The sequence below is a fragment of the Actinomadura darangshiensis genome, assembly GCF_004349235.1.
Classification (GTDB): Bacteria; Actinomycetota; Actinomycetes; order Streptosporangiales; family Streptosporangiaceae; genus Spirillospora; species Spirillospora darangshiensis.
In genome coordinates, this window is sequence record NZ_SMKY01000020.1 from 1 (window position 1) to 22530 (window position 22530).

At 69.7% G+C, this 22530-nt stretch carries 25 protein-coding genes; 17 read left to right on the forward strand and 8 right to left on the reverse strand.

The features are described from left to right. Window positions 1-152: 152 nt before the first annotated feature. Together E1293_RS06915 and E1293_RS06920 are read left to right on the forward strand one after the other, a co-directional pair. Window positions 153-539, forward strand: coding sequence for an SgcJ/EcaC family oxidoreductase (locus E1293_RS06915; protein WP_132195020.1), 387 nt, complete (start codon window positions 153-155; stop codon window positions 537-539). A gap of 12 nt (window positions 540-551) precedes the next feature. Beyond that, window positions 552-1484, forward strand: coding sequence for a sigma-70 family RNA polymerase sigma factor (locus tag E1293_RS06920; RefSeq protein ID WP_132195022.1), 933 nt, complete (start codon window positions 552-554; stop codon window positions 1482-1484). A 101-nt stretch (window positions 1485-1585) separates the two neighbouring features. On the opposite strand, the gene E1293_RS06925 is transcribed toward E1293_RS06920, so the two are convergent. Next, the gene (locus E1293_RS06925) at window positions 1586-2062 is read right to left on the reverse strand and encodes an NUDIX hydrolase (RefSeq protein WP_132195024.1); all 477 of its coding nucleotides are present in this window, start codon (window positions 2060-2062) and stop codon (window positions 1586-1588) included. Between the two features lie 158 nt (window positions 2063-2220). Here E1293_RS06925 and E1293_RS06930 point away from each other — a divergent pair, with 158 nt between their 5' ends. The 12 genes from E1293_RS06930 (at window position 2221) to E1293_RS06985 (ending at window position 15620) form a co-directional block, all read left to right on the forward strand. After that, window positions 2221-4155, forward strand: a complete 1935-nt coding sequence (locus E1293_RS06930; RefSeq protein WP_132195026.1) for a WD40 repeat domain-containing protein — start codon at window positions 2221-2223, stop codon at window positions 4153-4155. After that, window positions 4152-4700, forward strand: coding sequence for a nucleotide exchange factor GrpE (locus tag E1293_RS06935; RefSeq protein ID WP_132195028.1), 549 nt, complete (start codon window positions 4152-4154; stop codon window positions 4698-4700). Before E1293_RS06930 ends, E1293_RS06935 begins: the two co-directional genes overlap by 4 nt. Next, on the forward strand, window positions 4700-6331 hold the full coding sequence (locus E1293_RS06940) for an Hsp70 family protein (protein WP_132195030.1): 1632 nt from the start codon (window positions 4700-4702) through the stop codon (window positions 6329-6331). The genes E1293_RS06935 and E1293_RS06940 overlap by 1 nt, the downstream gene beginning before the upstream one ends. A gap of 9 nt (window positions 6332-6340) precedes the next feature. Next, complete coding sequence (locus E1293_RS06945; RefSeq protein WP_132195032.1) at window positions 6341-6553, forward strand: DUF2997 domain-containing protein; 213 nt, start codon at window positions 6341-6343, stop codon at window positions 6551-6553. Continuing rightward, entirely contained in the window at window positions 6550-7173 is a 624-nt protein-coding gene (locus tag E1293_RS06950) for a 4Fe-4S single cluster domain-containing protein (protein WP_165978110.1), read from the forward strand. Before E1293_RS06945 ends, E1293_RS06950 begins: the two co-directional genes overlap by 4 nt. After that, the gene (locus E1293_RS06955; RefSeq protein WP_207938712.1) at window positions 7170-8753 is read left to right on the forward strand and encodes an AAA family ATPase; all 1584 of its coding nucleotides are present in this window, start codon (window positions 7170-7172) and stop codon (window positions 8751-8753) included. The genes E1293_RS06950 and E1293_RS06955 overlap by 4 nt, the downstream gene beginning before the upstream one ends. Before the next feature lie 40 nt (window positions 8754-8793). Continuing rightward, complete coding sequence (locus E1293_RS06960) at window positions 8794-9201, forward strand: DUF1257 domain-containing protein (RefSeq protein WP_132195034.1); 408 nt, start codon at window positions 8794-8796, stop codon at window positions 9199-9201. A gap of 102 nt (window positions 9202-9303) precedes the next feature. Further along, window positions 9304-9837: a PadR family transcriptional regulator gene (locus tag E1293_RS06965; RefSeq protein ID WP_132195036.1), complete on the forward strand. Its 534-nt coding sequence runs from the start codon at window positions 9304-9306 to the stop codon at window positions 9835-9837. Further along, the gene (locus E1293_RS06970) at window positions 9834-10571 is read left to right on the forward strand and encodes an ABC transporter ATP-binding protein (protein ID WP_132195038.1); all 738 of its coding nucleotides are present in this window, start codon (window positions 9834-9836) and stop codon (window positions 10569-10571) included. The genes E1293_RS06965 and E1293_RS06970 overlap by 4 nt, the downstream gene beginning before the upstream one ends. A 5-nt stretch (window positions 10572-10576) precedes the next feature. Continuing rightward, window positions 10577-12370 (forward strand): ABC transporter permease, encoded by a 1794-nt coding sequence (locus E1293_RS06975; protein ID WP_132195040.1) that lies wholly within the window; start codon window positions 10577-10579, stop codon window positions 12368-12370. 248 nt (window positions 12371-12618) lie between these two features. Beyond that, window positions 12619-14433 carry a type IV secretory system conjugative DNA transfer family protein gene (locus E1293_RS06980; RefSeq protein WP_132195042.1) on the forward strand — a complete coding sequence of 605 codons (1815 nt, stop codon included), beginning with the start codon at window positions 12619-12621 and terminating at the stop codon, window positions 14431-14433. Between the two features lie 233 nt (window positions 14434-14666). Next, the gene (locus E1293_RS06985; protein WP_243716072.1) at window positions 14667-15620 is read left to right on the forward strand and encodes a cyclase family protein; all 954 of its coding nucleotides are present in this window, start codon (window positions 14667-14669) and stop codon (window positions 15618-15620) included. Window positions 15621-15663: 43 nt separating this feature from the next. On the opposite strand, the gene E1293_RS06990 is transcribed toward E1293_RS06985, so the two are convergent. From E1293_RS06990 to E1293_RS07005, 4 genes are all read right to left on the reverse strand, one after another. Continuing rightward, entirely contained in the window at window positions 15664-16182 is a 519-nt protein-coding gene (locus E1293_RS06990) for a DUF4231 domain-containing protein (RefSeq protein WP_132195044.1), read from the reverse strand. Between the two features lie 337 nt (window positions 16183-16519). Beyond that, window positions 16520-16882, reverse strand: a complete 363-nt coding sequence (locus E1293_RS06995) for a hypothetical protein (RefSeq protein ID WP_132195046.1) — start codon at window positions 16880-16882, stop codon at window positions 16520-16522. A 116-nt stretch (window positions 16883-16998) separates the two neighbouring features. Then, on the reverse strand, window positions 16999-17376 hold the full coding sequence (locus tag E1293_RS07000; protein WP_132195048.1) for a hypothetical protein: 378 nt from the start codon (window positions 17374-17376) through the stop codon (window positions 16999-17001). Beyond that, the gene (locus E1293_RS07005; RefSeq protein ID WP_132195049.1) at window positions 17355-17753 is read right to left on the reverse strand and encodes an ATP-binding protein; all 399 of its coding nucleotides are present in this window, start codon (window positions 17751-17753) and stop codon (window positions 17355-17357) included. The genes E1293_RS07000 and E1293_RS07005 overlap by 22 nt, the downstream gene beginning before the upstream one ends. Window positions 17754-17956: 203 nt before the next feature. Between E1293_RS07005 and E1293_RS07010 the strand changes: the two genes are divergently transcribed. Together E1293_RS07010 and E1293_RS07015 are read left to right on the forward strand one after the other, a co-directional pair. Next, window positions 17957-18763 (forward strand): helix-turn-helix domain-containing protein, encoded by an 807-nt coding sequence (locus E1293_RS07010; RefSeq protein ID WP_165978112.1) that lies wholly within the window; start codon window positions 17957-17959, stop codon window positions 18761-18763. Continuing rightward, window positions 18754-18939, forward strand: a complete 186-nt coding sequence (locus tag E1293_RS07015; RefSeq protein WP_132195053.1) for a DUF397 domain-containing protein — start codon at window positions 18754-18756, stop codon at window positions 18937-18939. Before E1293_RS07010 ends, E1293_RS07015 begins: the two co-directional genes overlap by 10 nt. A 55-nt stretch (window positions 18940-18994) precedes the next feature. On the opposite strand, the gene E1293_RS07020 is transcribed toward E1293_RS07015, so the two are convergent. Then, a complete protein-coding gene (locus tag E1293_RS07020) occupies window positions 18995-19432 on the reverse strand; it encodes a VOC family protein (RefSeq protein ID WP_132195055.1) in 438 nt (145 codons plus the stop codon). Between the two features lie 133 nt (window positions 19433-19565). Between E1293_RS07020 and E1293_RS07025 the strand changes: the two genes are divergently transcribed. Further along, complete coding sequence (locus E1293_RS07025) at window positions 19566-20339, forward strand: GNAT family N-acetyltransferase (protein ID WP_132195057.1); 774 nt, start codon at window positions 19566-19568, stop codon at window positions 20337-20339. 362 nt (window positions 20340-20701) lie between these two features. On the opposite strand, the gene E1293_RS07030 is transcribed toward E1293_RS07025, so the two are convergent. Both E1293_RS07030 and E1293_RS07035 read right to left on the reverse strand, forming a co-directional pair. Further along, a complete protein-coding gene (locus E1293_RS07030; RefSeq protein WP_132195059.1) occupies window positions 20702-20998 on the reverse strand; it encodes a DUF1330 domain-containing protein in 297 nt (98 codons plus the stop codon). 109 nt (window positions 20999-21107) lie between these two features. Continuing rightward, a complete protein-coding gene (locus tag E1293_RS07035; protein ID WP_132195061.1) occupies window positions 21108-22526 on the reverse strand; it encodes an MFS transporter in 1419 nt (472 codons plus the stop codon). Between the last annotated feature and the right edge of the window lie 4 nt (window positions 22527-22530).

The following is a 22530-nucleotide window of genomic DNA, read 5'->3' on the forward strand; positions in this document are numbered from 1 at the left end:
CCCCCGCGCCAGCACCGCCCCGCCTCCCGAACCGGCCGCCTGAGGAAGCGAGGTCCGCTCGGCGCGGCGAAAATCGCCTCCGCCGGAGCGATGAATCGGCGGGGCCCCGGCGGTACACACTCTCGACCGATCCGGTTCGAGAGGGGAATCCCATGATGAACAGCAGCGAGACGGCCGTCCGCGAGGTGCTCGGACGGCTCTACGAGGCATGGGCCGACAACGACGCCGACGCGTTCGCCGACCTCTACGTCGAGGACGCCACCGTGGTCATGCCCGGCATGTTCCACCAGGGCCGCCCGGCGGTGCGCGACTTCATGGCGAAGGCGTTCGCCGGCCCGCTGAAGGGGTCCCGCGGCATCGACGAGCCGCAGGACATCCGGGTGGACGGCGACACCGCCGTCATCGTCAGCAAGGCGGGCATCATCATGGCCGGGGAGGAGGAACTGCCGTCCGACCGCGAGCGGATCGCCACCTGGGTACTCTCGCGGCGTGACGGCCGTTGGCTGGTGTCCGCCTACGCCAACGCGCCCGCCAACTGACGGAGGTCTCCCATGGACGAGGACTTCGACTCCTACCGGCGCGAACTTCTGGTGCACTGCTACCGGATGGTCGGTTCCGTCCACGAGGCGGAGGACCTCGTCCAAGAGACGATGCTGCGGGCGTGGCGGTCGCGGGACCGCTACGACGAGCGGCTGGCGTCCGTCCGCACCTGGCTCTACAGGATCGCGACGAACGCGTGCCTGACGGCCCTGCGGGGGCGGGCCCGGCGTCCGCTCCCGTCCGGGCTCGGCGCCCCGAGCGACGACCCGGACGCGCCGCTCGCCCCCGACTTCGAGGTGCCGTGGCTGCACCCGTTCCCGGACGCGCTGCTGGACGATCCCGCGTCGCGGATCGTCCGGCGGGGCAGCCTGCGGCTGGCGCTGGTCGCGGCGATGCAGGCGCTGCCGCCCCGGCAGCGGGCGGTGCTCATCCTGCGGGACGTCCTGGAGTACAGCGCGGCCGAGGTCGCGGCACTGCTGGAGACGTCCCCGGCCGCCGTGAACAGCGCCCTGCAGCGCGCCCGCGCCGGCCTCTCCGGCATCACGCCGGAGGAGGAGGTCGCCGAGCCGGACGACGCCGCCGTCAGCGCCGTCCTCGACCGCTACATCGCGTCGTTCGAGGCCGCCGACGTCGACGGCCTGGTGTCCCTGCTGACGGACGACGCCGTCCTGGAGATGCCGCCCGTCCCGCTCTGGTACCTGGGCCGGGACGACTACGGCCGCTTCATGGCGCGCATCTTCGCGACACGCGGCGGCGACTGGCGGACGGCGCGGACCGCCGCCAACGGCCAGCCCGCCCTCGCCGCCTACCGCATGTCCGACGGCGCGTACCGCCTCCACACCGTGCAGATCTTCACGATCACGCCGAAGGGCGTCTCCCGCAACGTCGTCTTCCAGGACCCCCGCGTCTTCGCCACCTTCGACCTGCCGCAAACCCTCGGCTGAAACCTTGGTCTACCTGGTCGCCCGCGCGGCAGGCGTCCCGCCGGAGGCCGGGGACATCGGCGCCGCCGCGGCCGACCCGATCCCGGTCGGTATGTTCGGGATTATGCGGTGTCCTTGGTGAGGCGGCCGAGTATCGCGTCGAGGCGGTGGAGGCGGCCGGTGAGCGGCTGGACACCGTCCCACCAGCAGATCGCGGTGATCTCCTCGTTGGGCGTGAAGCGGTCGTCGGGCGGCGTGGCCGGTGCGGTGTAGAGCGCGGCGTACTCGGTGCGCTGTTCGGTCCCGAGCTCGAAGCGGGCGTAGCCGACGAAGGCCGGGTTCTCTACGTGGATGCCGGCCTCTTCGCGCAGTTCCCGGACGGCTGCTTGGCGAGGTGTCTCTCCGGGGTCGATCATCCCGCCCGGAAGTTCCCAGCATTGCCGATACCGGTTGAACACCAGCAGCAGCCGGCGGTCGTCGTGCCACACCGCCACCAGGGCGGCCGTCAATGGCGCGTCGCCGGGGCGGTCCTCTTCCGCGACCCGGTAGAACCCGGTCAACGCGTCGCCGTTGTCATCGCGGGCCAGTTCCGCGTCCATGCTCGACATGAAACAGGAGAGCGCACGTCCTGGAAAGTGCTCGGGACCGGTCCCGGAATCGTGCGGCACAATGCGTAAGGAGTCATTTTCTCTGCGAGATGCGCGAGGCACTATGGGCGACGTGACCCATCGCGACAGGGGACCCTCCGGGTGGGCGAATGAGTGATTCCCAGCTGGCCCGTCTGACCGCCCGGGTCTCGGACACGTCCAGGATGTTCGGTGGGCGGCGGCGCAAACGAGCGGCCGAAAAGCTGGCCGTGCTCGGTACGTCCGAAGCCATGGCCGTGCTCGCCGACGCGTTCGTGAACACGACGGATCCCCACGTCGGCGAGATCGCGCGCGACGCGCTCCAGGGCGTCCGGGAGCAGGACGCGATCGACGCCGTGGCGGACGTGGCGGTCACGGCCGGCGACGAGCGCCTCGCGAACCTGCTGGTCGAGGCGGGCCCGGCGCCCTCTGATCCCGGCCGGCACGCCGTGGTGCTGTTCCTGGCGGGCGAGTTCGACCGCTACACCGACCTCGACTTCGACGGCAGCCTGCTGCGGGGCGCGAGTGCCGGGGCCGGGGAGGCGCTGCGCCTGCGGCTGGCCGAGCAGGCGCGCGCGGGTGGGCGGCTGGAGTGGGTGCGGGCGGTCGCGTCCGGGACCGCGCACCAGGCCGGCCGGGTGTCCGATCCCGAGTGGGGCGCGCTGGTCCAGACGCTGATGGCCGCCCGGCGGTGGGACGAGCTGTGGCGGCTGGCCCTCGACGCCCCGGTGACGCGGGCCGCGCCGGTCGTGGCGTCCCTCGGGGACGTGCGGTGGCGGCCGGACGGGACCGCCCCGGGCGACTACGCCGAGCTGGTGCGGCTGGCGACGCGCGCCCGCGACTCGGAGGTCCCCGCCACTACCCGGTTCGGCGAGAAGCATCTGAGGTCCATCGCCGCCCCTCCCGTCCAGGCCATGGCCGTGACCCGCGACGGACGGCTGCTGGTCACCGGCAGCTACCGGGCCCGCGGACGGCTGTGGTCGGTGTCCTCGGGGACGACGAAAAGAGAGTTCGGCTCCCAGCACATGGTGACGATGACGTTCACTCCCGACGGAAAGCTGCTGATCACGGGGGACATGCGCGGGGTGATCAAGCTCTGGAACTTCCCCTCAGGGACGCTGGCCGGGGAGTATTCGCACACCATGGCCAAGGGCAACGCGGTGCTGGCGCGCAACCTGCTGACCATTGTGCCTTCTCCCGATGCCACTCTGCTGGCCACCGGTGGATACGGCCCCAACATCCAGTTGTGGCGCCTTTCCTCGGGCACGCTGACACGCACCGCCACTCTTCACGCGGACCCGCTCTGGGTTCCGTGCATGGCCATAACGCCGGACGGCGGCATGCTCGTCAGCGGTGGGCAGAAGGGCAATCTGCGCCTCTGGAAACTGCCCTCCGGTACACCGCTGCGGACCCTCGACGGCCACACCGACCATGTCGGCGCCGTGGCCGTCACCCCGGACGGCTCGCTGCTGGCCAGCGGCGGCTACGACGGCACCGTCCGGCTCTGGCATCTGCCGTCGGGCGAGCCCGCGGGCGTGCTCACGGGGCATACCAGCCTCATCCGGGCACTGGCCATGACACCGGACGGCACGTTGCTCGCGAGCGGAGGCAAGGACCGCGTCGTCCGGCTCTGGCATCTGCCCTCCGGCGAGCCCGCCGGAGAGCTCCGGGGCCACCGCCGCGGAATCATCGAGTGCATGGCGGTCACCCCGGACGGTTCGATGCTCGCCAGCGCAACGACGAACGGCCACATGCTCTGGTGGACGCGCAGGCAGTCGAAGCTCCACGCCCTGGTCCGCACGCCCCTCAGCGAGGTGAACCCCGATGAGATACGCCGCTCGTCGCACTGGTCCGACGAGTTCTCCCCGGCCGAACGCGCCTGGTTCGACCTGGCCAGTGCACTCGTGAAGTGGCGCCACCGGCACGATGTCGAGCTCCTCGACGCCTCCTACGCCGACCAGGCCGCATCCCACGATGTCGAACTCACCGACGACGACGTCCCGCAGCGCCCCGCGCCCCAGCGGCGTCCGAACCGGCCGAAGCGCAAACGGAAGGGGAAGCGGTGAACGCCACCGCCAGGGTCGCCCGGGTACTGCGCGGGCTGCTGCCGGGAAGCATCGAGGAGACTCTGCGGCTGCGGCGCGAGTTGCGCGAGGCGCGCCTGGAGCTCGCCGAGCGCGACCGGTCCGTCGAGCGGTTGCGGGCCGACCTCACGCGGGCTCGCGAGGGCGCCGAGGAGGGCGCCCGGCAGCGGACCCGCGCCGACGTGGAGCGACTCGTCACGACGATCGGCGCACCGCTCGTGCAGTTGTCGACGCAGGCGCGGCTGCACCGTTCGGGCAGTGCGCAGGTGCGTACCGATGACGTCGTGGAGGTCGGCGCCCGGCTGCTGCGCCTGCTGCGGGACGCCGGCGTCGACACGGTCGGCGAGCCGGGCACGGCGCGGCCGTTCGACCCGGACCGGCACGAGCCGCTGAGCGCGGAGGCGGCGCCGGCCCCGGGAGAGCCGGTGCTGGTCCGGGTGATCGGCCTGTCCTTCGACGGACGGGTCGTCCGCAAGGCCGGCGTCGAACCGACGGATGAGACCGCGGGCGAAGAGGGGGAGCGCTGATGGCGGGTCGGCTGGGCGTCGACTTCGGTACGAGCAACACGGTCGCGGCCGTCTGGGACGAGGCGTCGGGCCAGGGCGTGACCGTGAGCATCCCCGACTACGGGCGGCTGCTCGGCCACGGCGCCCACCGGGTGCCCGTGGTGCCTTCGCTGATCCACTACGCCGAGGACGGGAAGCAGCTCCTCGGCGACCAGGTGCTGTCGACGGGCAGGTACCACGCGGCGGGCACCTTCCGCTGGATGAAGCGCTACATCTCCAACCGGAGCCCCCAGAAGATGGCGGTGAACGGCCGGAGGGTGTCGCACGACGAGGCCGGCCGCGACTTCCTGTCCGCGGTCCTGGCCCTCGCCGCCGTCGAGGCGGGCAGCGCGGGCGAGGAGATCGCCCTGACCGCCCCGGTCGAGTCGTTCGAGCACTACGAGGACTGGCTCGCCGACGCGGCCGAGTCGGCGGGCATGCCCCGCTTCCGGCTGATCGACGAGCCGTCGGCGGCCGTGCTCGGCTACGGCGCGCACATCCGGCCCGGGCACGCCTACCTCATGTTCGACTTCGGCGGCGGCACGGTCCAGGCGGCCGTCGTGCGCGTCCAGGACGAGGACGACCGCGCGGGTTCGGGCCGGTACTGCCGGGTCCTCGGCAAGGCGGGCGACGACATCGGCGGCTCCACCATCGACCAGTGGATCTACGAGGAGCTGCTGGCGCGCTGCGGACGTGGCGACAGCGACGAGGACGTCCGCCGGCTCAGCCGGGCCTTGCTCGTGGAGTGCGAGCGCGCCAAGGAGGCCCTGTCCGAGCCGGGCCGCGAGCGGGCCGAGATCAGCGTCATGGACCCGGACACCGGGTCCGTCCTCGGCATCGATCTGATCCGCGGCGGCGCGGAGCCCCCCGGCGAGCGCGTGGTGTCGTTCGAGGCCCTGCTGGACCGGCGGGACCTGTTCTCCCGCATCGACAAGGTCGTGCGCCGGGCGCTGGCGGCGGCGGCCACCCGCGGCTACGACGAGGACGATCTGGCCGCCGTCCTGATGGTCGGCGGGAGCAGCCTGATCCCGTCGGTGCGCCGGACGCTGGAGCGCATCTTCGGCCGCGAGCGGGTGCTCAGCGACCGGCCGCTGGACGCCGTGGCCCGCGGCGCGGCGGGGTTCGCGGCCGGCACGGACTTCTACGACCACATCCAGCACGACTACGCGGTGCGCTGGTTCGACCGGAAGAGCGGGCGGTACGAGTACCGCACCTGCGTCAAGGCCGGTACGGCCTACCCGACCACCGAACCCGTCCACAGCATGACGGTCCGCGCGACCCACGACGGGCAGCGGGAGCTCGGCATCGCCATCTACGAGCTCACCGGCCGGCGGCACGGCGGTTCCGCGGGCGCGACGGAGCTGGTGTGCGACCCGTCCGGTGCCTGGCGGGTCCGGGAGATCTCGCCCGAGGACGACGAATCCCGCAGCCGCTTCTGGATCAACGAGCAGAGCCCGATGTTCCTGCATGCCAAGCCGCACGCGTCCGCCGGGCAGGCGCGGTTCCGCGTGGAGTTCGGCATCGACGCCAACAAGCGGCTGCTTTTGACCGCACACGACCTGGTCAGCGGGCGGGTGACGCACCGCGACCACCCCGTGGTGAAGCTGACGTAGGAGGGACGCATGGAACTGCAGGAAGTCGAGGTGTTCATCGCACCCGACGGCACCACCAGGATCGAGGTGCGCGGCGTGTCCGGGGCGGGCTGCCTCGACCTGACCGAGGACCTGGAGAAGGCGCTCGGGGGCCGTGTCATCGAACGCGAGCTGACCGCCGAGGCCCAGGAGGTGCTCCAGCAGCGCACCGAGGAGCGGGTGCGGCGCGAGCCGAACCCGTGAGCCGCCCGCGGCAGGGGCTGCGCCTGCACGGCTTCGAGCCGTACAGCGCCGCCAACGGCCCCGGTACCCGGGCCGTTGTCTGGGTGCAGGGCTGCACGCTCGGCTGCCCCGGGTGCTTCAACCCCGAGTCCCATGGACGGGGTGGCGACGAGACGGACGTGGACGAGCTGTTCGATCGCGTCCGGGGCCTCGGGGACGCCGTCGAAGGGGTGACGATCAGCGGCGGCGAGCCGCTCCAGCAGTGCGAGCCGGTCCTGCGGCTGCTGGGACGGATCCGCGCCGAGACGTCCCTGTCGGCCGTCCTGTTCACCGGGTACCGCTGGGCGGAGGTGGCCCGTATGCCGAAGGCGGCCGGCCTGCGCGACCGCGTCGACGTGCTGCTCGCCGGACGGTACGAGCCCCAGCAGCGCATCGCCCGGGGTCTGCGGGGTTCCGCCAACAAGACCGTGCACCTGTTCAGCGACCGGTACACGCTGGACGATCTCGTCGCGGTACCGGACGCGGAGGTGGTCATCCACCCCGACGGGCGGCTGACCCTCACCGGAATCGACCCGCTCGCCTTCACCAGCGGGGCCACGGGTCCGCAACATCAGTCAGTCGACATCGAGGTGCGCGAGTGAGCAACGTGAGTTTCGACAAGAACGGCCGTCCAGCCGTTTCCGGGAACGGTCATATGAACTTCGAGGCGGAACTCGACCTGTTCTTGCGGGCCCGGTACACGCTGGTTGTGGTCGTCACCCACGAGGAGGAGCGGGCGCTGCGGGCCATCGCCGACGTCTGCGAGCGCGGGCAGCGCTCCTGCCTCGCCTGGGACCTGGCCGACGGGTTCGAGGCGCTCAGCGGCAAGCCCGGCAACCTGCCCACCGCGAAGGATCCGCTGACCGTGATCGAGCAGGTGGAGAAGGCCGGCGGGGACATCACCTTCGTCCTGAAGGACTTCCACGAATGCTGGTCCAATCCCCAGGTGAAACGGAAGCTCCGCAACACGGCGCAACGGCTGAAGTTCACCCGCAAATCCATCGTCGTCGTCTCTCCCACTCGCAAGGTCCCCGAAGAGTTGAAGAACGAGACCGAGGTTCTGGAACTCCCGCTGCCCGACGGCGAGCAATTGGACGGCGTCCTCAGCGGGCTCACCAGAACACCCGGAATCAAGATCGACCTGACGCCCGCCGGGCGGGAGAAGCTGGGCCAGGCGGCGCTGGGCATGACGGCCGCGCAGGCCGGCCGCGCCTACGCCAAGTCCATCGTCCGCGACGGCGCGCTGGACGACCGGCACATCGAAGCCGTCGTGCGGGAGAAGAGGGAGGTCATCCGGGAGAGCGAGGCACTGGAGTTCTATCCGGTGCACGAGACCCCGGACGACGTGGGCGGCCTCGACGTGCTCAAGCAGTGGCTCCGGCTGCGGGAGCGCGCCTTCACCCAGGAGGCCCGCGACTACGGGCTGCCCGCGCCCAAGGGCATGGCGCTGATCGGCATCCCGGGCACCGGTAAGAGCCTGACCGCCAAGATGATCGGCGGACTGTGGCGGCTGCCGCTGCTGCGCCTCGATGTCGGCGCCCTGTTCGGCTCGCTGGTCGGCGAGGCGGAGGAGCGCACCCGCAGGGCGCTGCGGCTGGCCGAGACGGTGGCGCCGTGCGTGATGTGGATCGACGAGATGGAGAAGGCGCTCGCGCACGGCGGCGGCGACTCGGGCACCAGCACGCGCGTGTTCGGCACGATCCTGACCTGGATGCAGGAGAAGACGGCGCCCTGCTTCGTCGTCGGCACCGCGAACGACGTCTCCAGCCTGCCGCCGGAGGTGCTCCGCAAGGGCCGCTTCGACGAGATCTTCTTCCTCGACCTGCCCACCGCCGAGGAACGCGCCGAGATCTTCTCGGTGCACCTGCGCAAACGCCGCCGGCTTCCGGAGGACTTCGACATCGCGCGGCTGGCGGCCGGTGCCGAGGGGTACGTCGGCGCCGAGATCGAGCAGACGATCGTCGACGCGATGTACGTGGGCTTCCACCAGGACCGCGAGTTCACCACCGGCGACATCCTCGCCGCGCTCTCCCGCCAGGTACCGCTGTCGGTGTCGCAGCGCGAGACGATCGGCGCGCTGCGCGCCTGGATGCGGGACGGCCGCGCGCAGTCGGCGTCCTTCGAAGAAGCCGTCGAGGCGGAACGCCAGTTCGTCGTCCCCCTCGAACCACTGGGCCCGTGAGCCCCCATCCGCCCGTCGACGTCCCCTGGCCGGAGACCCCATGTCGCACTTCACCACCCTGACCACCGAGATCACCGACCGGGAAGCCCTGTGCGCCGCGCTGGCGGACGTCGGCTACGAGCACGTGGAGGTCCACGACACCTCCCAGCCGCTGTACGGCTACCGGGGCGACCTGCGCTCCGACCGCGCGCATGTGATCGTCCGTCGCGCGCACATCGGCCGGGCGTCCAACGATCTCGGCTTCCTGCACCAGGAGGACGGCCGCTACCTGGCCGTGATCAGCGAGTACGACCGGAGGAAGCACGACGGGGCCTGGCTCGGCAGGGTGACCGCGCGCCACGCGTACCACCTCACGGCCAGCACCCTGGCGAGCCAGGGCTTCGACCTGACCGAGGAGACCACGGAGCGAGACGGGACGGTCCGGATGGTCCTGCGCCGATTCCGCTGAGGCGCGCGACTGAAGCTCGTGGCCGAGGCGCGCGGGCAGGGGTCTCGCTTGACGAGTGCAGTACCTAACCGCTAACTATTAGCTAGCCGTTAGGGGTGATGCATGCAGGACGCGGTGCTGGCGATGCTGGCGAAGGAGCCGTCGCACGGGTACCGGCTGCGCGCGCGGTTGCGGCAGGCGCTCGGGCCGCTCGGGGAGTCGATGAACGCGGGCCAGGTCTACGTGACCCTCGCCCGGCTGGAGAAGGCGGGACTCGTCGCCGCCGAGCGGTCGGACGGCCTGCCCGACCGTCCCGACCGCAAGGTGTACGCGCTGACCCCGGCCGGGCAGCAGCGGGTGTCCGCCTGGCTGAGCGAGGTGAACTGGCCGAAGGCGAACCTGACGGAGTTCCACCTCAAGCTCGCCGCCGCGGCCGCCGCGCGGCTCGCCGATCCGGTGGAGCTGGTGGACGCGCAGCGCCGCGAGCTGCTGCGGCGCCTCGGCGAAGCGCAGCGCGCGGTGCTGGCCGAGCCGGACGACTCCACCGCCGGCCTGCTGCTGGAGGGTGTCGCGCTGCGGCTGCAAGCGGACCTGCGCTGGCTGGACGCCTGCGAGCGCGTCTGGTCGAAGCCGAAGAACGAATCCGAGGACGCATGACCGATTTCGACGCCGTGCTGCAGTCTCGCGGCCTGTCCAGGTACCACGGTCAGGGGGAGAGCCTGGTCCGCGCGGTCGACGAGGTCGATCTGGACGTCCCGGCCGGACAGACGCTGGCGATCATGGGCCCCAGCGGCTGCGGGAAGTCCACGCTGCTGCATCTGCTGGGCGGACTGGAACGTCCCACCGACGGGGAGGTCTGGCTGGCCGGCCGGCGCATCGACCACCTGAACGAACGGGGTCTGGCCCGGATGCGGCGCCGGTCGATCGGGTTCGTCTTCCAGAACTTCCACCTGGTGGAGGAGCTGTCCGCGAGAGAGAACGTCGAGCTTCCCGCCCTGCTCGCCGGACGTTCGTCGCGCGCGGCCAGGAGGCGTGCCGCCGATCTGCTGGAGCGGATCGGGCTCGGCGACCGGACGCGGCACCTGCCTTGGGAGCTGTCCGGCGGGCAGCGGCAGCGGGTGGCCATCGCCCGCGCGCTGGCCAACGAGCCGCTGGTACTGCTGGCCGACGAGCCGACCGGGAACCTGGACACCGCGGCGACGATCGAGGTGCTGCGGCTCTTCGCCGACCTGCGCGCCGCCGGGCAGACCCTGGTGATGGTCACCCATGACGAGCGGGTCGCGTCCACCGCGGACCGGCTGGTGTCGATGCACGACGGAAGGTTCGTCGGCGACACCCGGCTGGCAGGCGGCACCGGACGGCTCGGCGACCTCATCGGCCTGGACGGTTGAGCGCGGTGGGCCCCATCCTGCTGGTGTTCCGCCTTGTCCTGGCCGACGTGCGCCGGCATCCCGTCCAGGCCGGGATGCTCGTCGTCGCGATCACCGCCGCCACCGCCACGCTGGCCCTCGGCCTGTCCATGCACGGGGCGACCGAGAAGCTCTACCGGCAGACCCGGGAGGCCACCGCCGGGCCGGACGTGGTCGCGCTCTCGCCCGGTACCGACCGGTCCACGATCACGGCGCTGACGTCCTTGGAGCACGCGCCCGGGGTGGTCGCGCACAGCGGGCCGTACCGCCAGTACTACACGAAGCTCACGGCGCACGGCTCCACGGGAGCCGCGGTGGTGCAGGTCGCCGACATGACACCGGGACCGGTCGACCGGCCGCTGGTGACCTCGGGCGGCTGGGTACGTCCCGGCGGCGCCGTGGTCGAACGCGGCTTCGCCACCGCCATGCACGTCGAGGTCGGGGACCGCGTCACCGTCGCCGGCCGCTCGCTGCCGGTCGTCGGGATCGCCGTGACCGCGGCCCGCTCGGTCTACCCGTGGGCGCTCGGGATCGGCCCGAACGGCGGGCCGACCGACGGCGGCGGCGTGGTCTGGCTGGCCGAACGGGACACCCGGGCACTGGTATCGCCCGACGTCCCGGTGACCTCCTTCATCAACCTGAAACTGGAAGACCCCGCCGCGGCCCGGACGGTGTCGCGGCACAACCCGGCCATCGCCCCGGCGTTCGAGGGCACCTGGGTGAGCACGAGACCCTGGCAGGGCATATCCGGCCAGAACTTCGTCATGCTCCGGGACAGCCAGCCGATCCTGGTCGTCGGCAGCTGGCTGCTCAGCTTCCTGGCCATCGGCGGCGTGGCCACGCTCGCCGCGGGACGCGCCGCCAAGCAGACCCGCCGGGTCGGACTCCTCAAGGCCGTCGGCGCCACACCCGGACTCATCGCCGCCGTCCTGCTCACCGAATACCTGGCCCTGGCGCTGCTCGCCGACGCCGTGGGCCTGACGATCGCGCACTTCACCACGCCCGCCATCGTCAACCCGTCGGCCAGCCTGCTCACCACCACCACGGGTCCGAGCGGCGACACCATCTTCCTCACCACCGTCGTCGCGCTGGGCGTCGCGGCCCTCACCACCATCGGCCCGACACTGCGGGCGCTGCGCACCGGGACCGTCTCCGCCCTGGCCGACACCGCACACCGGCCCAGGCACCGGGCCTGGCTGAACAGGGTGTCGGCGTTGCTGCCGACCTCGCTGCTGCTCGGGCTGCGGCTCATCGCCCGCCGGCCTGGACGGGCCGTCCTGCACGGGTGCAACATCGCGACCACGCTGATCGTGGTCTCCGCGATGCTGATGATCCACGCACAGCCCGTGAAGGGCTACCCGGGCTCCCCCATGGCGACCCACGCGCAGACCGCCCAAGCCCGCCACCTGCTGCTGGCCGTCACCGCCGCGGTGATCGCACTCGCCATCGTGAACACCGTCACGATCACCTGGGCCTTCGCACAGGAGGCCCGTCCCACCATGGCGATCGCCCGCACGCTCGGCGCCACTCCCGGCCAGATCACGGCCGGGCTGTCCGCCGCACAACTGCTTCCGGCCCTGCCCAGCGTCATCGTGGGCGTCCCACTGGGCGTCCAGGTGTTCCTGCTCTTCAACCGCGGCGACGCGGCCATGCCGCCCGGGTGGTGGCTGATCGCCGCCGGAGTCGCGTCCCTCCTGGCGACAGCGGCGCTCACCGCCCTACCCGCCCGCGCCGCGGCCCGCCGCTCAGTAGCCCAAACCCTGAGCGCCGAAGCCCCCTGAGCCGGGAGACGGACGGCCCCACCCCGGTTCAGGGACCTGCCGGTGGCTTCGGCATCCCAGACCACCACCGTGTCCCTGAACAGGGTGGCCCGGCACGCAAGGCCATCTCATCGATCAGCAGGTGACGCCTTCCTTTCTAGATCATGAACACCCCGCGGAGGCACTGCGGCAGATACATGACGGCGTGCAGGATGTTGGTACAGATTTATGCCGCACACCCCATTCTGCACCCAAAGTGAGGAAACTTCGTGAGTCCCGACGACAACGATGAAGTGTCCGTACTCTTCTTTGCTGTCGGCCTGATGATTGCCATTTTCGGTGCGGCGTGCAGTTTTCTGATCTGGTTGTCGGGGCAGCTGTCCGCCGTGCTCACGGGCGGCGGCTGGCCGGACACCGGCCCGAAGGACTTTCTGAAGATCGCATTCCATTTCGTGCGGCATCCTGGCGATCCGAGCGCCGCTTGGCCACCCGCGGCCGAGCTGGGGCCCGCCCCGGTCTTCTTCGCCCTGCTGTTCACGTTCCTGGCGTTGCTGGTGATCGGGGTCTGCTTCTTGGCCCGGCTGCTGCTGAACTGGCGGCGCCGCCGACCGGTCCGGCGGCTGCGACTGGGCTTCGCGTCCGGCTGGGAGGTCCGCAGGCTGCTGAGTGCCCGAACCGTCCTGAGCAAGGCGGCAAGGGTCCGGCCGTCCACCGCGAACCGGCCTGCGAAAACGGTCAGGCCGGAGGAGGTCGGCTTCTTCATCGGCCGGGACATCAGGTCCCGGCGAAAGCTGTACACGTCCCTGGAAGACATGATGATCGTCGTCGCGGCACCGCGGCAGGGAAAAGGCGTGCACTTCGTCACGCCTCTCACCATTGACGCGCCAGGCCCCTGCATCGTCACCGCCACCCGGCGGGACACCTTCATCAACACCGCCATGGTGCGAGCACAGTTCGGCGAAGTGCACGTCTTCGACCCGGCCAACCTCACCGGATGGCCGAATCGCCTGCGCTGGTCCTTCTTGGAGGGATGCGAGGACCCGAATGCATGCGCGGTCAGATCCGGCACACTCGTCGCTGCGAGCGGGTTCAAGATCGGATTGGAGGGCGCCAAGGCGCTCGGCGGCGTGATCACCATCATCCGCTGCCTGCTGTACGCGGGGGCGATCGGCGGGCTGACCATTCGTGAGGTGATGGGCTGGGTCTACGAGACCGACAGCCACGAGCCGGCGGAGATCCTGCGTCAGGGGGAGCGCGAAGGCCGGGCCGCCTCGGGATACTCGTCACAACTGGAGTTCGCCGGGCGGGACGACCGGCTCTGGTCCGGTGTGATGCAGGTCATGAGCTGTTTCTCGAACGAGCAGGTACTGGCGGATCTTTCGCCGCCGCCCGGTGCGGCCTTCAATTACGAGGAATTCCTCAATGGCCGCAACACCCTGTACTTCGTCGGCAGGCAGCAGAAAGAGCACGGCGGGATCGCCCCCATCGTCACCGCGATGGTCGAGCAGTTCTTCCGGACCGCTCGCAGTACCGCAATGAAGCGCCCGACCGGACGCCTGGACCCACCCCTCACCTTCGAGTTGAACCATGTGACCAACATCTGCCCATTGGATGGCCTGCCCACGTACATGGGCGAATCCGGTGGCTATGGCATCACCGTGCACGCCTACCTGGCGTCGTTGGCGGACGCCCGTGCCAAATGGGGCTCGGACGGGGCAGCACGCCTTTGGGACAACTCCACGGTCCGGATCATTTCGGGAGGTACCGGGACCGCCAAGGATCTCGCCGAACTCTCTGATCTCGTGGGCGAGCACAACGGCAAGCGTGCGCTTCAACCCGAGGAGCTTCGGACCATGCCCTTCGGCCGCGCGGCCGTCATCGCAGGCACGGCTCGCCCCGTCGAGATGTGGCTCACCCCCTGGTGGAAACGCAAGGACCGGGACGACATCGCCAGCGGCATAAAGGCTCTGGAAGAAATGGCCCGGAAGCGCTCGGCGAGCCGGCCGGCGCGTACCGCTCCCGACTCGACCACCGACGTCTATCACCACCTATCCCGGGATCCGCTGTCACGCAGACGTCCCTAAAGAGGGTCCCGTAATGCTCAAGAAGTGCTGGGAGAGTGGCCGGCGCAGCCAGTGCCGGCCGGGAGGATTCCCGCCGGGCCGTTTCGCGTCGAAGCCCTCTGACCACGCCCCTCGACCGCGGCAAGGCCTGTTGACTTGCGGCGTGTGCCCGTGACCATGATCCGCTACAGGGGAGGACGGGATACCCTGCCTGCGGTGTCTCGAACCGCGTGACCGGAGGAGTCGATGCTGGGATGACGGCAGAGCGATCGATGCCCACACAGGACGACGTGCTCGGGTATTTCAACACGCTGTCGAACTGGGGACGCTGGGGCGACGACGACGAACTCGGCACTCTGAACCACATCACCGACGACGTCCGGCTGGCGGCGGCGCGGGCCGTGCGCCACGGCAGGAGCGTGTCGTGCGCATGGGAGGTCGCCGTACCGGAAGAGATGGAGCGGTCGACGACGACGTGCCCGTGCGCCGCCGACATGCCAGGTGCCGAGCACATGCCGGAGCTCTTCCACAACGACCGGCACTGGGGCTTTTCGAACGAGCGGCTCGGCATCCTGTTCCACGGCAACACCATCACCCACATCGACTCGCCGTGCCACATCTACTGGGACGGCACGATGTACAACGGGCGGTCGCACTCGTTGGTCGACGCCACAACGGGATCGGCGTGGGCAGCCGTCACTGCGGCGGCGAACGGCATCATCACGCGCGGCGTCCTGCTGGACATCGCGAAGGTCCGCGATGTGCCGTGGTTGGAAGCGGGGCAAGGTGTATTTCCCGACGATCTTGAGGAGGCCGAGCGTCGCCAGGGTGTCCGGGTGCGATCCGGTGATGCGGTACTCCTGCGAACCGGCTATGGCCGCGCCCGGCACGAGGCCGGTGACGCCGGCGGTTTCACGCAGGCCGGTTGGCACGCGTCCTGCCTGCCGTGGCTGCATGAACGGGGGGTCGCGCTGATCGGCGCTGACACCCCCCAGGACGTTCAGCCGTCGGGCTACGCAGACGTGTTGATGCCGGTCCACGCCGTGAGCCTCGTCGCGATGGGTATGTGGCTGCTCGACAACTGCGACCTGGAGGTGTGCGCGACGACGGCCGCCGAGCTCGGCCAGTGGGACTTCCACCTCGCGGTCGCGCCGGTCCGCTTCGCCGGCACGTCCGGCAGCCCGGTCAACCCGATCGCCACATTCTGACCGCGGGGCTCACGCCCGACGGTTTCGGCGCGGTGCGTTGGCGCTAGCCGCGTCCGGCTCGCTCGGCACTGAGGAACGCTTTGAAGAACACCTCAGCCTCGCTTCTGCGCACTTCCAGCAGCTTTTTCATGAGTTCCTGGGCGGACTGGTCACGCAGATCCATCTTGTCCGGATGACTCGACCTGACGAGGTCGTCGTCAATGCGTTTCCAGGTCATGTACGCATCGTGGACGAGGATCTCGGTGTTGCGGTGCATCACCCAGAGCTGGTCCCAGTGGTAGAAGGATCGCAGCGCGGTCAGCACCGAGATCGTGACCCCGGCCAGCGCCAGCACGATCGGCTTGTGGGCGTAGCCGAGGCCGGCGGCCAGCGGCAGGCAGGCGCCGATGAGGATCACCAGAACGCTGGTCAGCCGGAAGAGACGCCGATGCCAGGACGCCCGGAGATCGTAGAAGTCCCGGGCCTTGAGCGCATACGCCTCGACCGCGGCGGGGAAACCGGAGTCCGGAGAGACCCGAGGAGGTTCGAACCTCGGCGGCACCGAGGCGCGTGAGAGATGCATGAGCGTGATCCATTCTCACGTGGCCATGAACGCTCCCGGCCCGCCCCATGCACAATTGGAACGTTCCCATCGAGAAAGGCGTCGGCGAGTCTGGTGGTGCGTTCCTCCTGAGCCGCCGATTATACGGTGAACGGGATCAGCGGCTTCCCTGACGGCAGCGACAAAAATCGGCGTGCCGAATAGGCAGTGCCCACAGTTGGTAAGCGAGACAGGCCGGTCTATTGCAGCCTCCACCAAGGTCCACCGTGTGCGTCGACTTGCGGCGTGTTGCAGAGGACGGTTCTGAAACTCACCACGTCCGGCCTAACAGCACGCCCGCGCTCGCGTCCCGTCCCGCTCACGCGAGTGGAGCGGCCGGGGTCAGGTGAAGGCAGGTGGTCAGGAGCCAGCGGAGGGCGCGCCGAGCCTGCGTGCCGTGTTGTGCTGGTTGCCGGGTGGCGGCCTTCGCGGCCGTCCAAGTCCCATCTGCACGGCGGGCGGACGCGCGTTGGCGGCGCACATGCGGCTCGGGTCTGGCATGGGGGTGCGGACGAAGCAGGGCGGCGCGGAGTTGGCGGGCCAGGTCGGTGGCCGTCTTGGCTTCGACCAGGCGGTTCGGGAGGAGCGCCCACAGGGATCCGCTGAACTCGCCGTGCCAGATGCAGGTGCCGGGGAAGGCGCTGCGTAGGTCGTCGAGGGCCTGGTCGAGGTCGAGGTCCACTTCCAGAGGGCCTGTCGGACGTGCGAGCGGTGGTGGCGCTGGCGCGAGGTGGCCATTGCCTCGCTGGTGGAACCACGCCTCGGAAATGTGGGTCATCGGGATGCCTCCGGCAGCACTTACCAGGTGGACGGGAACATGCGGTGCTTGAGGACGGCGTCGACCTGGTCGGCGGCGTGCTTGGTGTCGCCGCATGGGCAGAGGTAGCCGTGCCGTCCGCGTCCGGCCTCGTAGTAGGCCCAGCCCCGGCCGGGCATGGCGTGGACGGTCACGGCAACACGGACGTGGTCATCCGGGCTGAACGCGAAGACCCACAGCACCGGGTGACGGGTCGGGAACTCGTCGGCCTGGTAGAGCTTGATGTGCCGGTATCCCTTGGGCGCAATGGCGACCGCGAGCAGGTCCAGATGACGAATCGCGGTAGCGCGCCCCAGGCGGGTGCGCCACCGCAGCAGGTGCCGCTCGGTCTGGACGTTCACCGGGAGCATCGAGCCCATACGACCTTCCCCTCCTCATTGAGCGGCCGGACGCCCCAGTCGTGGACGAGTTGCTCCATCAGCAGCAGCCCACGCCCACTCTCGGCGTCGTCGTCCTCGCCCCGGACGACGGGTTCACCTGCGCCCTCGTCCCGCACCTCGATCACGACCAGGTCGTCGCGCACGTCAGGGATGACCCCGACGACGATCTGCCCGAATCCCACGTGCTTGTAGGCGTTGGTGACCAGTTCGGTGACCACGACCCGGCCGACGAAGTCGTCGGCGATCCCGAGTTCACGGAACCGCCCGATCAGGTAGCGGCGCGCTTTCGCGGGCGCTCGGTCGGACGGCTCCAGCACCAAGGCCGGCGCCTCGGGCGCGAGATGTGCTGCGGGCATCGGTGAACCCCTCCAGCCTGGACGGCGGCTGATCCCGACCGGACCCTCCACCTCAAACCGGAAGATCCCGCCGCTATCACCCTGTGTAATCGAATGACCACCATCAAGCCAGAGCGCCCTCCTAGAATTCAGGAGAGCCGCCAATTAGCCACATATGAGTAGCGGCTACTAGCGCGCTACTAGCGCCCGTAAGGAGAGTGCTCGTGTCCCCATCCGGTAGTGCCCGGCCTAGGATCGATCCCGATCTGGCGGGCTTCGGAACCGTGGTCAAGCGGTGCCGCGAAGCGGCGGGCATCAAGCAAGGCGAGCTGGCCGAACTCGCCAACGTCGCTCGCTCCTACATCAGCCATGTGGAGTGCGGCCGGACGAAATGCCGCCGGGACTTCGCCGAGCGTCTCGACAACACTCTCAACACCCGAGGCGAGATCGTCCAGGCATGGGACGACCTTCTGGAGAAGATCAAGCAGGTCAGGTACCCGACCCACTTCGTCGCCTTCCCGAAGGCGGAAGCGTCGGCCGACCAGCTACGGGTGTATGAGAACTATCTCGTCTATGGGCTGTTTCAGACGGAGGCGTATGCTCGTGTCCTGCTGGTCGACGATGATGCGGTAGCCACCCGGATGAAGCGTCAGTCCCTCTTGTCCAGGACGCCCCGTCCGATGATCAGTGTGGTGATGGAGGAGAGCGTCCTGTACCGGCAGGTCGGCTCCAAGGAGGTCATGCGTGAGCAACTCGAGCACTTGATCGAGCTCTCTTTGCGGGAAGGCATCTTCTTGCAGATCGCCAGGACTGCCTATTATCGGGGCGTGCGGGCCTCATTCACCATTGCAACTCAATCCGACCGGAGCGAGATCGCCTATGTTGTCAAAGCTACGGGAGGTGAAACGACCCGTGACCCGTCAGAGCTTGCGAAAATAAGTGAAGCGATGCACACGTTGAACGCACAGTCGCTCAACACAGAGGACTCGCGAGCATTGATTAGAAAGGTAATTGAGGAAAGATGGATCTAAGCGGAGTGGTCTGGCGCAAGGCATCGCGTAGCCACGACGATGGAGATCAGTGCGTTGAGGCCGCATCCCTCCCCGATCTAGTGGCCATCCGGGACAGCAAGGATCCTGACGGTCCGAAACTTGTGGTGAGCCGCGGAGAGTTCCAGCGCCTTGCTGAGGCGCTCAAGAACCTCTGACGGACTTACAGCGCCGAGGAGGTTAGCGACACATCCTAATTGGGCCGATCGGACGTCAGTTCTTCTTCAGCTCCTCGGCGAGCATCACGATGATGCCGCTGGGACCGCGGACATACGTGAGCTTGTAGATGTCCTCATAGGTGGCCACGCCGCGAAGCGGACGGCATCCGTGTTTCGCGGCTATCTCAAGGGCTTCGTCGATGTCGTCGACTGAGAAGGCGACGCGGTGCATGCCGATCTCGTTGGGAAGAGTGGGCTCCGACTCGATCGCTTCGGGGTGGATGTACTCGAAGAGCTCAAGGCGGCCGTGACCGTCCGGCGTCTGGAGCATCGCAATGTTGGCGTGGTTGCCATCATGGCCGACGGCAGTGTCGGTCCACTCACCACTGACCGTGTCACGGCCGACGACCGTGAGCCCGAGGTCTGTGAAAAAGGAGATCGCTGCTTCGAGGTCGCGAACGGTGATGCCGACGTTCTCAAGTTTGATGGCCATGTGTTGCATGCTACCGGGCGGCCTCCGCGTGACCCTCGGCGTTCGCGGTGACCCTTCTGATCGTCGGGCTCGTATCGCGGGTACTCGGTGGCGGCACCGGGTGGGTGCCCAGGCCCGACCCTAGGATTGACGGATGGAGGTTCGATCTCTCGCCTTTCGCACGGATCTGTTGCTTCGCCGCTTGGCCGGCTCCGTCATCTTGGATCACCCGTCTCACCAGGTAGTCCGGACGCCCGCCAATCCGTTCTTCTGGTGGGGTAACTTCGTGCTCGTCACTCCCGACGCGCTCCCGGACGCCCTCGGCCTTTTCGCTGCGGCATTCCCGGACGCGTCTCACCTGGCAGTCGGGGTGGACGGAACCGACGGTGAGGCGGGCCACCGCGCAGAATGGGAGCGGCACGGGATCGACGTCGAAACCGACACGGTCCTCACGGCCTCCTTCCTCCGGACACCCGCACACCCGGCGGATGCCAGCCTGCGCACGCTGACAGAGGACGACTGGGAGCTGGCGGCGCATCTGCGGCATGCGTGCGACGAGTCGGAGCCATCGGAGGAGAACACCGCGTTCCAGGCGGCGAAACTCGCCGAGGAACGACGCCTGTGCGAGGCAGGCGACGCCACCTGGTTCGGCGCGTTCGTGGACGGCCAGATGCGCGCCGGCCTCGGTATCGTCCCCGACGGCCAAGGACTCGCCCGCTACCAGCACGTCGAGACCCATCCCGCCTTCCGCCGACGCGGCCTGGCTTCCTCACTCGTCCACTTCGCCGGGACAAAGGCCATGGCCGAAGGAGCCCGAACGCTCGTGATGGTCGCCGATCCGGATGCCGAGGCGATTGGGATCTACCGATCACTCGGATTCACCAAAACCGAACACCAGGTCAGGCTCCAGCGCTCGGTCGATCCCTGACGGTTCGGCCCCATCACCGACCAGCACCGCAACAAGATCGCCCACCAGGCCGCGCTCATCGAGTCCGCACTCGGGAGCGACCCGGCGGACGTCCCGAGCACGGCCCCCGCGCGCGCCACCGGCCGCCGCATCCTGCTGATCGCGCCCGGAGGCGCCGCCGACCTGCGCCGGGTCGCCCCAGCTCTCCCGCACCCCGCCGACGTCCGAGCCTCCGAGCCGCCGCGCCGCCGGGAACCGTCGCCGGATTGGACATCACCGCCGATGCCACCGGCCTGACGCTGTTCGTGACGGTGCGGCGCGCTGACGAGCCGGGGTGATCCCCGCAGCCGGCGTCGTGTTCGTTGCTGACGCGGCCTCGGTCGTCAGTCGAGGCCTTCGATGATGCGGAAGTCGCGCTCGACGCTGTCGGCGAGTACGGCCAGCGCCTCCTGGTAGGCCGCACTCTCGCGTGCGGCGACCGCCTGTTCGAAGCTGTCGAACTCGACCAGGACGACGCGCTCGGCGACACCGGCGTCGTGTGCGACGACCCGGCTGCCGCCGCGGGCGAGCGTCCGCCCGCCCGCGGCCCTGACAGCCGGACCGGCCAGCTTGTCGTAGGCGGCAAGCCTCTCAGGGTCTGCGATGGTGCGGTAGACGCTGACCCAGTAGCCCTTGGCCACGGTACCTCCCGTGTTCGGAATCGATGATCAAAAACATACTCAGATCCATGGCCGGCGCGCTGCGGGGCGGCGAGCCGGCGGAGACGGCGTCGAAGTCGGACGGCTTCGATCAACCGGCTGGGGCTGTGATCGGACCGGTCTCGGGTGAGCGTCGGCGGGCGAGGGCGAGGCTGACCATCGTCGTGATCGCCATCGCGGCGACGCCGACCAGCGCCGCGGTCGTGTAGGCGTCGTCGTCCGGGAAGAGGCGGCCCGTGGCGGTGCCGGCGGCCAGGACCAGACCGCCGATGGCGCTGCCCAGGGAGTACCCGACGCTGCGGACGACGTAGTTGAAGCTCATGGCGCTCGACGTCTCGCTCTTGGGGGTGACGGCCAGGATGACGCCGGGCATGGCGGCCGAGAAGCTGCCGACGCCGAAGCCCAGCACGCCCATGGCCGCGAGCAGTTCGGCCAGGTTGGACCGGGCGGCGGCGAACAGGACGAACCCGCCGCCGACGATGGCGGCGCTGCCGGCCAGGAGCAGGGGGCCGTCGATCCGTTCGCGGACCCGCGGCGTGAGCTTGCCGGCGACGAACCCCAGCACGGAGAACGGGATGAGGACCAGCCCCGCCACGAACGTGGTCAGCCCGAAGCCGTAGCCGGCGCTGTGCGGCGTCTGCGCGTAGCGGGTGATGAGCGTGAGCAGGAGGTACATGCCGCTCCCGCCGACGAACATGGCGATGTTCGCCCCGGCGACCGCCGGGTGCCGTACCGCCCGGACGTCGACCAGGGGCGTCTTGGTTCGCAGTTCGGAAACGGTCCAGGCGCAGAGCAGGAGTACGGCGGCGGCGGCAAGGGTCACCGCCACGGCGAGGTGTCGGCTCCACAGGCTCCTCTCGCCGGCCAGGAACAGGACGAGGAGCAGTCCACCCGTCAGGACGAGCGCACCGGCCACGTTCACGTGAGCGGAGCGGCCTTCGGGAGCCGCGGGCATGGAGCGCCACGCGGTCACGAAGGCGATGGCGGTGACGAGCAGGCCGAGGCCGTAGGCGGCCCGCAGTCCGCCGAACTCGGCGAGCAGCGCGGCCAGCGGGTAGCCGACGCCGGCTCCGATGATGGAGACCACCGAGATCAGGGCGATCGTGGCCGCGCTGCGCTCCTCGGGAAGATGGTCGCGGGCCACGCCCATCATCAGCGCCGTGAGACCGAGTCCGACGCCTTGGGCCGCTCTGCCCACGAGCAGCCAGGCGAACGGCAGCGGCAGCACGGTGAGCGCGCTGCCGACGACGACGATCGCCAGCGTGGCGAGGATCGTGGCCCGCCGGTGCGGACCGGCGCCGAGCCGGCCGAGGACGGGTGTGGCGACGGCGCCGCTGAGCAGGGCGATGGTCAGCGTCCACTGCGCGCTGTCGAGGGAGACGTGGAACGTGGTCGCCACGCTGGTGATGAGCGGCGTCCCGAGGCTGGCGACCGCCGCCACGACCAGGGCGATGAACACCAGGGCGGGGACCAGCAGACGTGCCTCGGAACGTGCCGGGGCAGTGCTCATGGGC